Origin of the sequence: Acinetobacter sp. NRRL B-65365, assembly GCF_001605865.1 — a bacterium.
Taxonomy (GTDB): Bacteria; Pseudomonadota; Gammaproteobacteria; order Pseudomonadales; family Moraxellaceae; genus Acinetobacter; species Acinetobacter vivianii.
The window spans coordinates 21,098-37,296 of the sequence record NZ_LRPD01000015.1 but is presented as its reverse complement, the minus strand read 5'-3'; the positions used below and the strand labels follow the sequence as shown (position 1 = coordinate 37,296).

Annotated in this window: 14 protein-coding genes and 1 pseudogene; 9 read left to right on the top strand and 6 right to left on the bottom strand. The window is 40.6% G+C overall.

What is annotated here, in order from left to right:
• Window positions 1-53: 53 nt before the first annotated feature.
• The 3 genes and pseudogenes from AWW72_RS08105 to AWW72_RS08095 all read left to right on the top strand — a co-directional run.
• Window positions 54-446 (top strand): annotated as a pseudogene (locus AWW72_RS08105) (outer membrane protein assembly factor BamE); the annotation flags it as partial.
• Window positions 447-742: 296 nt separating this feature from the next.
• Window positions 743-1,468 (top strand): helix-turn-helix domain-containing protein, encoded by a 726-nt coding sequence (locus tag AWW72_RS08100; RefSeq protein ID WP_004774577.1) that lies wholly within the window; start codon window positions 743-745, stop codon window positions 1,466-1,468.
• A 20-nt stretch (window positions 1,469-1,488) separates the two neighbouring features.
• The gene (locus AWW72_RS08095) at window positions 1,489-2,382 is read left to right on the top strand and encodes a LysR family transcriptional regulator (protein ID WP_004774579.1); all 894 of its coding nucleotides are present in this window, start codon (window positions 1,489-1,491) and stop codon (window positions 2,380-2,382) included.
• A 179-nt stretch (window positions 2,383-2,561) separates the two neighbouring features.
• Here the strand turns inward: AWW72_RS08095 and AWW72_RS08090 are convergent, their stop codons facing one another.
• The 4 genes from AWW72_RS08090 to AWW72_RS08075 form a co-directional block, all read right to left on the bottom strand.
• Window positions 2,562-2,948, bottom strand: coding sequence for a carboxymuconolactone decarboxylase family protein (locus tag AWW72_RS08090; protein ID WP_004774581.1), 387 nt, complete (start codon window positions 2,946-2,948; stop codon window positions 2,562-2,564).
• A gap of 266 nt (window positions 2,949-3,214) precedes the next feature.
• Window positions 3,215-3,706, bottom strand: a complete 492-nt coding sequence (locus AWW72_RS08085; RefSeq protein ID WP_062847043.1) for a flavin reductase — start codon at window positions 3,704-3,706, stop codon at window positions 3,215-3,217.
• Between the two features lie 87 nt (window positions 3,707-3,793).
• Window positions 3,794-4,822 carry a methionine synthase gene (locus AWW72_RS08080; RefSeq protein ID WP_062847017.1) on the bottom strand — a complete coding sequence of 343 codons (1,029 nt, stop codon included), beginning with the start codon at window positions 4,820-4,822 and terminating at the stop codon, window positions 3,794-3,796.
• Between the two features lie 36 nt (window positions 4,823-4,858).
• The gene (locus AWW72_RS08075) at window positions 4,859-5,827 is read right to left on the bottom strand and encodes a DUF1852 domain-containing protein (protein WP_032810990.1); all 969 of its coding nucleotides are present in this window, start codon (window positions 5,825-5,827) and stop codon (window positions 4,859-4,861) included.
• Between the two features lie 408 nt (window positions 5,828-6,235).
• Here AWW72_RS08075 and AWW72_RS08070 point away from each other — a divergent pair, with 408 nt between their 5' ends.
• A complete protein-coding gene (locus AWW72_RS08070; protein ID WP_081410371.1) occupies window positions 6,236-7,645 on the top strand; it encodes a methylenetetrahydrofolate reductase C-terminal domain-containing protein in 1,410 nt (469 codons plus the stop codon).
• Window positions 7,646-7,661: 16 nt separating this feature from the next.
• Here AWW72_RS08070 and AWW72_RS08065 read toward each other — a convergent pair whose 3' ends face one another.
• The gene (locus AWW72_RS08065; protein ID WP_062847015.1) at window positions 7,662-8,354 is read right to left on the bottom strand and encodes an alpha/beta fold hydrolase; all 693 of its coding nucleotides are present in this window, start codon (window positions 8,352-8,354) and stop codon (window positions 7,662-7,664) included.
• Window positions 8,355-8,476: 122 nt separating this feature from the next.
• Window positions 8,477-8,710 (bottom strand): hypothetical protein, encoded by a 234-nt coding sequence (locus tag AWW72_RS19550; RefSeq protein WP_016542013.1) that lies wholly within the window; start codon window positions 8,708-8,710, stop codon window positions 8,477-8,479.
• 273 nt (window positions 8,711-8,983) lie between these two features.
• Between AWW72_RS19550 and AWW72_RS08055 the strand changes: the two genes are divergently transcribed.
• The 5 genes from AWW72_RS08055 to acnA all read left to right on the top strand — a co-directional run bounded on the left by AWW72_RS08055 (window position 8,984) and on the right by acnA (window position 16,190).
• Complete coding sequence (locus AWW72_RS08055) at window positions 8,984-10,573, top strand: peptide chain release factor 3 (RefSeq protein WP_005255155.1); 1,590 nt, start codon at window positions 8,984-8,986, stop codon at window positions 10,571-10,573.
• A 69-nt stretch (window positions 10,574-10,642) separates the two neighbouring features.
• Complete coding sequence (locus AWW72_RS08050; protein WP_171254698.1) at window positions 10,643-11,467, top strand: hypothetical protein; 825 nt, start codon at window positions 10,643-10,645, stop codon at window positions 11,465-11,467.
• 119 nt (window positions 11,468-11,586) lie between these two features.
• Entirely contained in the window at window positions 11,587-12,495 is a 909-nt protein-coding gene (locus tag AWW72_RS08045; RefSeq protein ID WP_062847013.1) for an RsiV family protein, read from the top strand.
• Between the two features lie 6 nt (window positions 12,496-12,501).
• A complete protein-coding gene (locus AWW72_RS08040; protein ID WP_005255151.1) occupies window positions 12,502-13,320 on the top strand; it encodes a TatD family hydrolase in 819 nt (272 codons plus the stop codon).
• A 113-nt stretch (window positions 13,321-13,433) separates the two neighbouring features.
• The gene (gene acnA / locus AWW72_RS08035) at window positions 13,434-16,190 is read left to right on the top strand and encodes an aconitate hydratase AcnA (protein ID WP_062847012.1); all 2,757 of its coding nucleotides are present in this window, start codon (window positions 13,434-13,436) and stop codon (window positions 16,188-16,190) included.
• Window positions 16,191-16,199 lie beyond the last annotated feature (9 nt).

The following is a 16,199-nucleotide window of genomic DNA, read 5'->3' as shown; positions in this document are numbered from 1 at the left end:
GGAGAGCCGTCAGGTTCTCCTTTCTTCCCAACAATAAAGAAGTGAGAACAGATATGAATAAGATTCAAACTTTAATGATGATTGCACTTGCGGGCATTGCATTTAATAGTCAGGCAAATACGGAAGCTCAAGCAGGATTAGAACAATCTCAGGAAATCACTTTCCCAGAAATAAACAAGAGTTATCTGAAACAGGTAAAACGTTATGAATATAACGACGTTGCCCGTTTGGATGTCGGACTGAATAAGGATCAGCTTCGCCATCTGCTTGGAAATCCGCATTTTAATGAAGGATTGTTTGCTGTTAAAACATGGAATTACGTGCTGGATATTCGTGTACCGAATACACAGGATTATAAACGGTGTGAATTACGTATTGATTTTAATAAAGAATATATTGCTGAACGTCTATCTTGGAAAGAAGATGGGTGTCAGGGATTGATAAGTTAGAATTTTTAATTCAGTTGAATACATTGCTTATGGTTTATTGAAACAAGACAGGCCAATAAGATTGAGCTTTTATATCAATAAGCCATAAGTGTTGAGGATTTATTTTAATAAGAATATGAATTATATAAATTAAATATATTTCTTATCGTTTTGCTCTACATGAAAGTGAATGTACGGTTCACTATATTTTTATTTAATTTTCCTAAAATGTTTATTCTGTTGTTCTAAACTGTTTAAGATCAATTTTAAAAGTCTGTTACGCTTTAGTAAGAGATGAAAATGAGATAAATAATATGTTTCATACTTTTTCACATAGTGAAAAAAATATAAAGCTGCATATTATTGAAATTGGAAATAAAGAGCTAAAACATGCAGTTATCTTTTTTCTGTTAGAGGTAGAGACCTTTTTTTCTATAATTAATAAATTATCTTTAGATTATTTTAGAGTGGTATTGATCTATCGATGTGATGTATTAAGTCGGGAGTTTTTACTTAAGGAATTTGAAAAAAGTATTAAATATTTACTTGATCATCTCAATATGGAAAGTACGCATTGTATTCTAGAGTCAGGTCTTGATGATATTTATAAAACCTCATTGTGTTCAAGACAGATATTTGATTTTACTACGGTTTGTAAAACCTTTGATGAGTTTAGTATCGAGGATTTTTTTAGATTATATCCACGAGGACACAAAGACTCTGTTGGTTTTATTGAAAAGGTAAATGAACAAATCAATGAGACATTGTCAGAAGGAGAGCCTTATCTTTTCAAAGTTGCAAAAAAAATGAGATTAACACCACGAGTGTTATCTAAAAAAATAATCACTGAAGGCGAGGAATTTAAAGCGCTCGTCAAACAAAAAAGATATGAAAAAGCATTAATTTTACTGCAAGATAAAGATGTGAGCCTATCTGATATCGCGTATACGTTAGGTTACACAGAGCACAGCGCATTTACACGTGCTTTTAGGGGTTGGACAGGGTGCTCACCTGGCCAATTTAGAAAGTATTTCAGGTAACTATTGTGAGGTGTATAAATTTGGATATTAGGGATCTAAAAGCTTTTATATACGTTGTTGATAATCAATCAATAACGATTGCTTCAGAGAAGTTAGGCGTGAAGCAATCAACAGTCACCAAGCGCATTTATAATGTTGAAGGAAAAGTAAAAGGTGCGCTACTAAATAGAAAAACGCGACCCCTGCAGTTGACACGGTTAGGGGAAAAAGTTTACTTCAAAGGATGCTTTATCTTAAAGCAATTAGAATTACTCAAAAGTTTTCACTATGAAAACAATGAAATTTTTGAAAAAGTAGTAAAGATTGGAATACCACAAACACTGATTGATGATTTATTAGATACAGTTATCTATGAATCGAAACAGGTGACTCATCTCTCTGAAATTGATATTTCGAGTGGTTGGGGACGTAGTCTGGTTCAACAAATTCATGAGGGTGAAATTGATCTGGCTGCATTGATGATTCCATCAAATCTCCAGCTTCCGGAAAATATAAATTTCTCAAAGATTGGAACACTTCCTTTTGTGATTGTGGGTAAAAAAGGAGAAGCTTATAAATATAATAGTCTGGAAAAATGTAGTAAAAAAGGTTGGATTTTACATCCAGAAGGATGTTGCTTCAGAGAAAGTTTGGCTAAAGTTTTATACGATAAGCAGTTAGGATTTTATATCAACAAAGAAATCTTTGGCGTTGAATTTCAATTACAAAGTATTTTGAAAGGTGAAGGCTTAGGTGTCTTTCCTAAACCTTTTTTCGACAAATTCGCATTAGAAAATAGTGATTTAGAAGTTATTGAGTTAAATGATTTTTCTCTACATTTAAATGTTGGTGTCGTGATCTCTCAGTATATAGGCATTGATCAAGCCGATTCTTTTATTAAAATCATTAAAAAACATTATTTTAATGATAATTAAGTAAACGGTATAAAAGTATACCTAAGAGACTGATTACGTTATCCATCGCAAAAACAAGCCATTATTCTGGAATAGCATCATCTTTTAAAGTTTACACAATATATTTAAAAAGCCCTTAATATATAAGGGCTTTTTTATAAAATAACGTTATATCTTATTGAAAATATATAATAAATTTCTTATAGATCCTTTTGATGTTCATTAATCACTTCAAGTGCCGCCCGAAAAGCTTCCTGAGTTGCAGGTGCGCCGCAATATGGCAGGCTATGTAACAAGACTTCCTGAATTTCCTCAACACTGGCGCCATTATTTAAAGCTCCGCGAATATGTCCTTTGAGTTCAGTTGGACTTTTCAGTGCGGTTAAGAAAGCGATTGTCACCAGAGAGCGATATTTACGCGGTAATACACCTTCACGTTGCCAGGTTGATCCCCAAGCATGTTCATTAATCCAGTCTTGTAACGGTTGAGTGAAAGGCACGGTATTGTCTTGTGCACGCTTTACAAATGATTCGCCCATAACTTCAGTACGAACTTTTAATCCATTTTCAAAATCTTGTTGTGACATATTTTTTACTCTTTTAAGAATGCAACAGAAGAGATGACGTTTCGAAACCTACTTCATCCTAACTGAATCAGGCGATAAGCTAAAGTCATCGCGTTTGACTGGCGGTTCTCAAGTTGGATGATAGATATTCTGCAAAGAAGATGATGAGCCATTGAAGATCAGCAGGGGTGCACTTGTGGATAAATGAAGACATATCCACATTAGGTGGAGTGCTAAACAGAAGATTTTAATTTAAGGCGGAAATAGGATTGATACAAAAGCTGAAGTTAAGCGATTTCCGTCAGCCCCACTTGATGATAAGCACGATTAAAATAAACCAGACTTTGATCATGATGGCTTTTCTTAATCGCCACAATACGACAAATAAAGATGGTATGGGTTCCGACTTCTTGAATCTGCTCGATTTCACAATCAAAATTGACCAGCGCATCTTCTAAGACTGGTGCACCTGTTTCTAATTCTGTCCAGATGCCATGTTTGAATCTTTCTTCTGGGCTTAATCGGGATGAAAACGCTTTAGAAATATGTTCATGCTGAGCGCTTAATACATTTACGGTGAGGATTTTATTTTCCACAAAATGTGTATGGGAACTCGATGCTTTATTCATGCAGACCAATAATGTCGGAGGCGTGTCGGTAACGCTACACACAGCAGAGGCCGTGAATCCATAACGACCAGACAGGCCAGCCGTGGTAATGACATTGACGGCACTGGTTAATAAAGACATTGCATTTCTAAAGTCTGTCGCTTCAATCATCACTTTATTCCCAAATTGAACCTGATCTTTTGAAGAAGCCAAGGGCTAGCTGATGTAACCCTTTAGCCCTCAAGAGATTGGTAAATATTAAGCTGATAGCTCTTTTCGAACGATTTCTGCACCAGCGCTTAAGGCATGCAGTTTACCTGTCGCGACGCGACGTGATAAAGGCGCCATACCACAGTTGGTTGAAGGGTAGAGCTTGTCGGCATCAACAAACTGAAGTGCTTTACGGAGCGTATTGGCAACGTCTTCAGGTGTTTCAATCTGATCTGTTGCAACATCAATCGCACCGACCATTACTTTTTTGCCGCGAATCAGTTCAATCAGATCCATTGGCACACGCGAGTTCTGACACTCGAGTGAGATGATATCGATTTTAGATTGTTGTAACTTCGGAAAGGCTTCTTCATATTGGCGCCATTCCGAACCGAGTGTTTTTTTCCAGTCAGTATTGGCTTTGATGCCGTAACCGTAGCAAATGTGTACGGCCGTTTCACATTTCAGCCCTTCCAGTGCACGCTCTAAAGTCGCCACACCCCAGTCATTTACTTCATCAAAAAATACATTAAATGCAGGTTCATCAAATTGAATAATATCGACGCCAGCAGCTTCTAGTTCTCTTGCTTCCTGATTCAGGATTTTGGCGAATTCCCAAGCCAGTTTTTCACGGCTTTTATAGTGACCATCATAAAGTGTATCAATCATGGTCATTGGGCCAGGTAGCGCCCATTTGATCGGTTGATTGGTTTGCTGGCGTAAAAACTTGGCATCTTCAACAAACACTGGTTTTTGACGAGACACTGCACCGACGACCGATGGCACGCTTGCATCATAGCGGTTACGGATTCGGACTGTTTCGCGTTTTTCAAAGTCGACACCATCAAGATGTTCAATGAAGGTGGTGACAAAATGTTGGCGGGTTTGCTCGCCATCGCTGACAATATCAATCCCTGCATGGCGTTGTTCTTGTAAGGACAGACGCAATGCATCCTGTTTGCCTTCAATTAATTGCTCATCTTGCAACTTCCAAGGTGACCAAAGTTTTTCTGGCTCTGCCAGCCAAGAGGGTTTCGGTAAGCTGCCAGCAGTTGAAGTCGGTAATAATATTTTCATAATCAATAATCTTGTTTATCTAGGTGAATAAAGTAATTAGTTTGCAGCCCATTGCTGAAGAATCGTTTGATAAGGCTTGATGAACTGTTCTTCAGTAAATTTGCCTTGTTTAATCGCCAACTGGCTGCGTTCTTCCCGGTCATAAACAATACGTGTTAATGAATAGTCCTGATGCTTTAAGCTTGGCTGGTAGGTTTTTCCTGCTGCCGAATTCGCGTTATAGATTTCTGGACGATAGATTTTCTGGAAAGTTTCCATCGTGCTAATGGTGCCGATCAGTTCAAGATCGGTGTAATCATCAAGTAGATCCCCGCGATGATAAAACGCTAACGGTGCAACGCTATTTGGCGGCATGAAATAGCGAACCTTCAAGCCCATTTTCTCGAAATATTGATCCGTTAAAGAATATTCATCTTGTTGATATTCAACCCCCAAGACCGGATGCTGATTTGCAGTTTGATGATAAGTCTTACTACTTGAAACGCTCAGGCAAATCACAGGAGATTTCTGGAAATTACTGCTATAAGTTTTTGAATCCAAGAATGATTTAAAGATTTTCCCATGTAGCTCGCCATAGTTTTCTGGAAGGCTAAATTGCGGTTTATCTTTATTATGTTCGAGCAGTAATACGCTAAAATCATAATCACGGACATATGAGGAAAAATTGTTTCCTACGATGCCATCAATGCGTTGATTGTTTTTATGATCAACAATATTTGTTTTCAGGATTTCAATGGTAGGGAAGGTCTCACCTTTGCCTTCAACATCAATATCAACTGAAATGATTTCAAGCTCAACAGAATAACGGTCTGCTGTCGGGTTATCCCAATGCGCCAGACTATTAAAACGATTGTTAATCATCTTTAAGGTATTGCGCAGATTCTCTTGACGACTTTCACCTCTTGCCAAATTGGCAAAGTTGGTGGTGATACGCGTATTGTCTGAGGGCTGATAGTTTTCATCGAAACTAATGCGCTTAATCGTAAATGTAAACTCTTTGCTCATGATGATCTGATACCCTAATTTCTGAGATAAAACCTTATTTCTGTGTTGCCCTTTCTGGATGTTCCAATTTTTTGGATCTTCCCAGTCAATCGGATTTTCAGTCTGTTCTGATGTTTGCCGAAGCAGTTCAATCAGAATCAACGTTCAGATTGTCTCGTATGAAGAGCATGAGTTAATTTATACTTGAAACATGACATGAATAAAAATGATTTTGTTTCAATGGAAAGTGAGTAAAATTCATGTTTATGTTTTTCATTAGGCGTAGCGGGCATTTCACGACGATAGCGTGCCCATAATTTGAAGCCACTGAACCCAAAATTATTCTAAGGTTTACTTTCAAAGCGTATCACTTATAATTTCAGGCCAGCAGTATTTGTCTGACTTCTTCCTTTTTAAATCTCTTTCATTATGTCTTTATTTTCTCAGTGTTTAGAGCAGAAACGATTCTGTATTCTGGTGGAATATCTTTGCTCTAAGCGTGATACCTTGGCTGTAACACAAAGTCTGGCTGGCTTTCCAGCAATGATGACTTTGGCCGATCGCGTGCACAGTGACGAAGATCCAGCGCCATTAGAATTGGCACAAAGATATTCTTCTGAAATTGAAAAACTTCTACATTTTTCAGGTAAAGGTCGAGATATTAAAGAATTTGAACACTTTCTCGATCAGGCCGAGCAGCAGGGATATCACAATCTTCTTTTATTAACTGGAGATAAGCTGAAGAACCATAATTTTGGGCGGGAAATTCCTGCACAACGCTCTCGTTATTTAGAGTCTGTGAGTGCCGTGATGGCAGCCAAACAACGGAATGTGTTTAATATTGGAGTGGCTTTTAATCCATTTAAATATACTGAGGCTGAGCGGGATGCCCAATATCTAAAATTGCATAAAAAGATAAAAGCGGGTGCAGATTTTCTGATTACTCAGCTTGGATTTGATCTAGATTGTCTTCAGCATAGCCAATCCTTTATCTCTCAGAATTATAACGAATTTCCTTTAATTGCTTGCGTAATGCCACTGACTTTAAAACGCGCGCAATTTATGGTGAAAAATCAGATCGCTGGACTGGTGATTGCTCCACATATTGTGGATGTTCTTGAGCGTGAGTATGCGGCGGATCCTGTTCAGGCGGAAGCAAATGTCTACGCGCGTTGTGCATTGCAGATATTGCTCTGTAAACATCTCGGTTATGTTGGTGTGCATTTATCGGCTTGTCATAAGCCACAAGAACAACAGAAACTGGAACAGTTTTTAAAGCAATTTGAAAACTGGTCTTTAGAAGCTTGTGAAAAAGCATGGAAAGAGCTGTGGAAAATGGATTCAGGCCTTGAGCTTAAACCTGAGCTGTCCACTTTTTCAAAACCTGTTTCCCAGATTCAAATTCTTAAATATAAGAAAATGCATTTAATGCACCACATTTTTTTTGCTTCTCAGGCTGCCTTAGGGGTTGGACGTTTTATTTTTAAAGCCAATTTCTGGAATAAACCACGACCGCAGCATCTTTTACTGAAAATGGAACATTGGAGCAAACAACAGCTGGTGGGTTGCGAAAGCTGTGGTCACTGCCGACTGGATGATACGCTTTATATCTGCCCTGAAACCTGCCCCAAAGGTCTTGCCAATGGTCCATGTGGCGGCACAACCCTAGATCGATGTGAATTTGGGGATCGTGAATGTATCCATTCAGTCAAAGCCCGATTGGCAAAAAGCATAGATCAAACCGAGGTTTTAAGAAGCAAATTGATCCCAGCGATTTCAATTGAAACCCGCTATACCAGTTCATGGAAAAACTGGTTTAGAAATTCAGATCTCAATTGATTGGAGTCATTTGTACTTATTGGTTGCCCCATTCTGAAATGACCTGAGCCAATTGTTCAGGCTGCTCAAGGGGGATCATATGTCCAGAATTTTCGATTACTGCTAATTTTGAATCACGAATTTTATGAGAAAACTCCAGTGCTTCTTCTTTTGAGCGGAGTTGATCTTGAGCAGCAGAGATAATAAGTGTTGGGCAGCTTATTTTATTGATATCTCCACATTTTCTGTTTAATAGAGATTGCCTCACGAAAGCCTCATAACCAAGGTTGATCCCCATTTTTTGAATGCGTTTAATCAGCTGCTTATTTTGTGCATCCGCTGGATGAAGGGTTTTGGCGATAGAAATTGAACTCAAACCATGAAATTTTTCTTTGGTGCTGAGTCGGATCGCGGTGAGCTTTTGTTGTTTCTGTTCTTCTGTGTCAGGTCGTAAAGATGAGGCAATAAGAATTAAGCTAGAAACTTTCTCTGGAAATTGTTCAGTTAAAGATCGGGCAATATAGCCGCCTAATGAAAACCCGACGAGTATAAATTCCTTAGGCGCATCTTTTGCAATGTTCTGAGCAATTTCAGCAATTGTCTCGCCCTGTAATAAATTGGCTCTCCTGATATTCCATGTTTCCGGGAGCAGTGGAACAAGTTCATCCCAAAGTGATTCGTCTAACATAAAGCCGGGAATGAGCACAATGGATATGCTTTTTTGATTCATGGGATTGAGAGGTCTTACTCATTTTATTCAGTATTACCTAAATCAATAGAGTGGGCAACCTGAGGAATCTTGGCTCAGGATTGGGTTGATTAGATGCTCTGCTTAGAGCGGTAGGTATCGGGTTACTCGAGTTCCAGTTGATGATCGTCCTTGGTCACTTTAATTTTTAGTTTTTTATACTTACGTTTATTGGGATCAAGGGCTGAGTTTTTGATTTCATTTGCAAAACTTTGATCTTGCATCAGCTCTGTATAGGCTTTATAGCCAAGTAGGATTTGAGTCGGTTGAGAGCCATTTCTTATAAAATAATGGTCAATCATCGCATTTAGCTCAGCTAAAAGTACTGATTTACTCACTCTTATGTCCTTAACGATTTTTAGGCAAAGGGAGTATATGGCTAAAAAATTCTGCTGAATATAAAGTGAGCTTTTGATGATGAGATTGTCATAAAAGGTTAATAAATAAGGTGGATTTTAACTGTGATGTGGATAACTCAAGATCTATCAACAATCAATCAATATCTTCTCTAAATCTGCTACAATTGCGCCAATTTTGAATTACCACTTTTTCAGTTCAAGTACATATTTATAAATGTGTACATAACTGTGTACATATTGAAGATTTTCCCTATGTTTAAAGAGCAATTAGCTAAAGAAGTCGCAAGTCGCAGGACTTTTGCGATCATTTCCCACCCCGATGCTGGTAAGACCACCATGACAGAAAAACTGTTGTTATGGGGTAAGGCAATTCAGGTTGCTGGGATGGTAAAAAGCCGTAAGTCTGACCGTTCTGCCACATCTGACTGGATGGAAATGGAAAAAGAGCGTGGCATCTCGATTACCACGTCAGTGATGCAGTTTCCTTATAAAAAGCACACGATCAACTTGCTGGATACGCCGGGACATGAAGACTTCTCGGAAGATACATACCGTACCTTAACGGCGGTTGACTCTGCATTGATGGTGATCGACGGTGCAAAAGGTGTCGAAGAACGTACCATTAAATTGATGGAAGTGTGTCGTATGCGCGACACGCCAATCATTTCATTCGTGAACAAAATGGACCGTGAAATCCGTGAGCCATTAGAGTTACTGGATGAAATTGAAAATGTTCTAAACATCCGTTGTGTACCAATCACATGGCCTTTAGGTATGGGACGTGACTTTGCAGGTGTCTATAACCTGCTGGAAGACAAGCTTTATGTCTATAAGGCTGGTTTTGGTTCAACCATTACCGATATCGATGTTCGTGATGGTTATGATCATCCAGATATCCGTGAAAAAGTGGGTGAGTTGGCATGGGCTTCTTTTGAAGAATCTCTTGAGCTGGTTCAAATGGCCAATGAACCACTAGACCGTGAATTATTCTTACAAGGCAAGCAAACGCCTGTGCTTTTTGGTACCGCATTGGGTAACTTCGCGGTTGACCATGTTTTGGATACCTTTATTAACTGGGCACCAGAACCAAAAGCGCATCCAACCCAAGAACGTGTGGTTGAAGCGAAAGAAGAAGGTTTTACTGGCTTTGTCTTTAAGATTCAGGCCAATATGGACCCGAAACACCGTGACCGTATTGCCTTCATGCGTATTTGCTCAGGTAAATATGAAAAAGGCTTGAAAATGAATCATGTACGTATCGGTAAAGACGTGCGTATCAGTGATGCATTGACTTTCCTTGCGGGTGAGCGTGAGCATCTGGAAGAAGCTTGGCCGGGTGATATCATTGGTTTGCATAACCACGGTACCATCCAGATTGGTGATACCTTTACCAGCGGTGAAAACTTACACTTTACCGGTATTCCACACTTCGCACCTGAAATGTTCCGCCGTGTACGCTTGAAAGATCCTTTGAAATCGAAGCAATTGCAAAAAGGTTTGAAAGAGTTATCTGAAGAAGGTGCAACACAGGTGTTTATGCCACAAATCAGTAATGACCTGATTGTTGGTGCAGTCGGTGTGTTACAGTTTGATGTGGTCGCATATCGCTTAAAAGAAGAATATAAAGTGGACTGTATTTATGAGCCTGTGAGTGTTCATACGGTACGCTGGATTCATTGTGATGATGACAAAATCCTGAATGAGTTTAAGAAAAAGGCGCATGATCAGCTTTCTGTTGATGGTGGCGGTCACCTAACTTATTTGGCACCAAGCCGTGTAAACTTGCAGTTGATGCAAGAACGTTGGCCTGATATCCAGTTCCGTAACACACGAGAACACTAAATTGCATAAAAACAGCTTCTAATTAGAGGCTGTTTTTAATTGAATGATCTAAAAATAAAGGATGATGAAATGAATGCTTTAAAACCACTTTTTGCTGTCAGTGTCTTGATTGGAATGATGGCTTTAACCGCATGTGATCATCCAGATAAAAATAAAGCCGATACCGCCGAAAGCAAACAGGCTGCGGCACCCGTCGAAAAAGCTGAAGTCCTGCCTTACTTAAATATGAAAGAGGCCAAGGCAGACTATGCTTTGCCATTTTGTGAAAAGAAAAACTGTATTGATGTCGATATCCAGACGGTAAAAACTCAGGACGAATGGCTAAATGCATGGATTGCAAAAAATCAGTCCAAAGTGATTCAGCAACAAATTGAACTGGATAAAAACCTGACCTTGCAACAAGCCATTAATGCCTATGTGAAAAAGTCAGATGAGTGGCAGGACAAATATTCAAAAAATAAGGCTTATGAGCTGCACCTGAATACCCGAATCGCTTCACAGCGCAATCAATATGTACTGTTACAAGTTGGGGTTAATGCCCAGCAAGAAGATATGGCAGTGAAAGATCGCTTCTATTTCTTTGTTGCAGACCGTAAGTTGCAGAAGAGTCTCAGCGTGCTAGATGTGATCCAGAAAGACCAGCAAAATGCATTAAACGAAATTGTTCAGGCGCATTATCAACAATGGATTGCAAAACAATCGGCAGAAGTAAAAAAACAGGTACCGAAAAAACTGTATTGGGGGCAAGCAGACTGGTTCTTTGATGGGGAAGGCATTGGCTTACATTATCGTGCCAATGAAATCAGTAAAGATGCCCCACAACTGGATATTTATTTAACCACTGAACAGACTCAAAAAATGCTGCAAGCTGAAATTTATCAACGCATGTTTTGATTCCGTTTAGAACAGCTTTTTTGAGTTTCGTATAGAAATTGCATGTGCTTCTAGCAGTTTTGCACTAACTTCGATAGCATTTAAAAATCTTGTGTAATAACAATGCTTATAGGTCTCAGATGAAAACATTTTATAAATATAGCGTTCTTGCATGTGCTGTTTTGCTTGCAGCATGCCAGCCGAAATCAGAGCCAAAAGAATCACAGGATAAGCCGCAAAATCCACCTGCGGTGCAGCAGCAGGCTGAACCTGTTTTACAAGGGGAAACTGTTAAGATTCAGGTGAAATTACCTGAATGCAAAGGCAATACCTGCCCAGATTTTACTGTTGAACGCTTGCAAAGTAATTTCCCATTTATCGATCAATTACTGGATCAACAAATTCTTAACCAGCTTGGTCGGATGCTAGAGGTGGTGGATGCAGATACACCTGCGGCTTCAACACCCAAAAACACTGAATCCAAATCAGATCTGGACAGTCAGGCGCAGTTATATGCAGATTCATTTGTCAAAATTGATGAAGAGCTGAAAGCCTTAAGTAGTAGCCATCAAATCAGCTTAATGATCAAGCCGAAGATCCTGCAGCCGAAAGGTAAGCTGGCAACAGTGGTGCTCAATAGCAGCAGTTATTTAGGTGGGGCACATGGTGCAACCTCACAACGTTATTACAACTTTGATTTGGCAAATCAGAAACAGGTTCAGTTGCATGATCTGTTATTGCCAAAACAAAAAGCGACTTTAGAGAAGCTGGCACATGAAGCATTTAAAACATGGATTGTGGATTCAAAGCTAGCTACTGATCCTAAAGAATATGAGCAGGCTTGGCCATTTCAGCTGACAGATAATTTCTTATTGGGCGAACAGGGCTTGATCCTGCAATATGGTGAATATGACATTGGCCCTTATGTGGTCGGTTTACCGCGTCTGGTGATTCCATTTAGTGAATTACAAGGAGTATTAAAACCTGAATATTTACCAAAGGTGGACGCGCCAGCTGCATCTACCCCTGTCGCAAATGAGAACAAGTAAGCGCTAATGCAACTGTTCGATACCCATACCCATTTTGATGTTGCCGATTTCGATCATGATCGGCAACATCTGGCTGAGCAGGCCAAACGGGTTGGGGTCGATGCATTGGTATTAATCGGATTTCTACAATCACGATTTAATGACCTGATCCAGACACATCAGCAATTACAAAGCTGGGAGAATGTGCCGCAGTCTTATCTTGCGCCTGGATTACATCCATTTTATATCGAACAACATCAGCCAGAACATTTACAAGATTTAGAACAGATTTTGCAGCAGCATGATTGTGTGGCGGTGGGTGAAATTGGTCTGGATACTTTTTTAAAAGAACATAAACAGCCAGAATTATTTAGCAAACAACAGCATTATTTTATTGAGCAATTGCAACTCGCCAAGCAATATCAGAAACCGGTGTTATTACATATCCGTAAAGCGCATGCTGATACGATTGCAATTTTAAAAACTCAAAAATTCAAATTGGGTGGGATTGCGCATGCCTTCAGCGGCGGTGTTGAAGAAGCCAAAGCCATGATCAAGCTGGGTTTTAAAATCGGCATCACAGGGCAAATTACCAATCCAAATGCCAAAAAACTACATCAGGTGGTTCATGCCATTGGTTCGGAACATCTGGTCATTGAAACCGATTGTCCAGATATGACGCCGTTGTGCTGCCAGACTTCAACTGAACATCGAACCCGCAATACACCTGTTAATTTACCTTATGTTTTAGACAGTCTGGCGCAAATACTTGAGCGACCTCAAGCACAACTTGCCCAGCAACTTTGGCAAAACTCATGTGCCGCCTTACATCTCGGATCACAATAATAATCCCGTTAAAAATAAGGTAACTAAAAGGGAACACATCCTTTTTCAAACAGGGGTACATTAAAGAAAGAACTTCATAATAAACAATCAGCCAATACTGGGAGGGTAACCTTATGGCCAGATATAGCAAAATCAATAGTTTCAATGCATTACAAACACTAACAGTCGGTTCGAAATCCTATCAAATTTTTAACCTCACCCGAGCCGCGCAGACACTGGGTAACATTGACCGTTTACCCAAATCACTCAAGGTTTTGCTAGAAAATTTACTGCGCTTTGAAGATGGAAAAAGTGTAAAAGTTGAGCATATTCAGGCGCTGGTAGACTGGCAGAAAAGCAAACGCTCCGATCAGGAAATTCAATATCGTCCTGCCCGTGTATTGATGCAGGATTTCACTGGTGTTCCCGCCGTCGTTGATCTGGCTGCCATGCGTGCAGCAATGGCGCAAGCAGGAGGGGATCCGAACCGTATTAACCCACTTTCGCCAGTGGATCTGGTCATTGACCATTCGGTGATGGTGGATTATTTCGCCAATGATCAGGCCTTTGCCGAGAACGTTGAAATTGAAATGCAGCGTAATGGTGAGCGCTATCAATTCCTGCGTTGGGGACAGTCTGCATTTAATAACTTTAGTGTTGTTCCCCCAGGTACAGGGATTTGCCATCAGGTCAATCTGGAGTATCTGGCGCAAGCGGTGTGGCTGGGAGAAGATGAAGGGCAAAACTTTGCTTTTCCAGATACTTTGGTCGGCACAGACTCACATACCACCATGATTAATGGATTGGGTGTACTTGGTTGGGGTGTGGGTGGGATTGAAGCTGAAGCGGCAATGCTGGGACAGCCTGTATCGATGTTGATTCCAGAAGTGATTGGTTTCAAATTGACGGGTAAATTGAATGAAGGCATTACTGCAACTGATCTGGTATTGACCATTACCCAGATGCTACGTCAAAAAGGTGTAGTGGGTAAATTTGTTGAATTCTATGGCGATGGTCTGGCTGATTTACCGTTGGCAGACCGTGCCACGATTGCCAATATGGCACCAGAGTATGGTGCGACCTGTGGTTTCTTCCCAATCGATGAAGTCACACTCGGTTATTTAGCTCTGACAGGCCGCCAGCAAGAACGTATTGATTTGGTTGAAGCATATAGTAAAGCTCAGGGGCTGTGGCGTAATGCAGGCGATGAGCCTGTTTTTACCGACACTTTGAGTCTGGATATGGGCACGGTGCAAGCCAGTCTGGCAGGGCCGAAACGTCCCCAAGATCGGGTGTTGTTGTCTGATGTACCAAAAACCTTTAATGCCTTAATGGAGCTGAACCTGAAACCTGCCAAAGAAGCCAAAGAGCGTTTGGAAAATGAAGGTGGTGGCGGTACGGCAGTAGAGGCCAAGAAAGCCAATCTTGCGCATGAAGAACCATCTTGTACCATTGATGGAAAATCTTATCCTTTAAACGATGGTGATGTCGTCATTTCTGCGATCACCTCTTGTACCAATACCTCAAACCCAAGTGTGATGCTGGCTGCGGGTCTACTGGCTAAAAAAGCGATTGAAAAAGGCTTGCAGCGTAAACCTTGGGTCAAAAGCTCACTTGCGCCGGGCTCTAAAGTGGTGACGGATTATCTGGCAGCAGCAGGTTTAACGCCTTATCTGGATCAATTGGGCTATAACTTAGTGGGATATGGGTGTACAACCTGTATCGGCAACTCGGGGCCGCTACCTGAACCGATTGAAGCAGCCATTCAATGTCATGACTTAAATGTGGCATCGGTACTTTCAGGAAACCGTAACTTTGAAGGACGTGTGCATCCATTGGTGAAAACCAATTGGCTGGCATCACCACCATTAGTCGTTGCTTATGGCCTAACAGGCAATATCCGTACCGATTTAACCACTCAGCCAATTGGACAAGGCAAAGATGGGCAAGATGTTTATCTCAAAGATATTTGGCCAAGTCAGTCTGAAATTGATACCGTCTTAAAGAAAGTGAATACAGACATGTTCCATAAGGAATATGCCGCGGTCTTTGATGGAGATGCGACATGGCAAGCGATCCAGATTCCACAGAGCCAGACTTACGCTTGGCAAAACAACTCAACCTATATTCGCCATCCTCCATTTTTTGAGGAAATTAACCAGCCGCCGAAAGCCATCCGCAATATTGAACAGGCGAATATTCTGGCTGTGCTGGGAGACTCGGTTACAACCGACCATATCTCACCTGCGGGTAATATCAAGAAAGATAGTCCTGCTGGACGTTATTTACAGGATCTGGGCGTTGAGCCGAAAGACTTTAACTCTTATGGATCGCGACGTGGTAACCATGAAGTGATGATGCGCGGTACCTTTGCCAATATCCGGATTAAAAATGAGATGCTTGGTGGAGAAGAAGGTGGTAATACGCTTTATATCCCGACAGGCGAAAAGATGGCGATTTATGATGCCGCTATGCGTTATCAGCAGCAACACACGCCATTGGTGATTATTGCCGGTAAGGAATATGGTACAGGTTCTTCACGGGACTGGGCTGCCAAAGGAACCAACTTACTTGGCGTTAAAGCCGTTATCGCAGAAAGTTTTGAACGGATCCACCGCTCGAATCTGGTGGGAATGGGCGTGTTGCCATTGCAATTTGTAGATGGACAAACTCGTCAATCCTTGAACTTAACTGGGCATGAAGTTATTTCTATTCATGGCTTGTCCGATGATATCCAACCGCATCAGACACTCGATGTTGAAGTGGTTCGGGAAGATGGCAGTCAGGCCAAATTTAAAGTGCTCTGTCGAATCGACACCTTGAATGAGGTGGAATACTTTAAGGCAGGCGGTATCTTGCATTATGTATTACGCAATTTGATTGCTGCTTAGTTTGATATG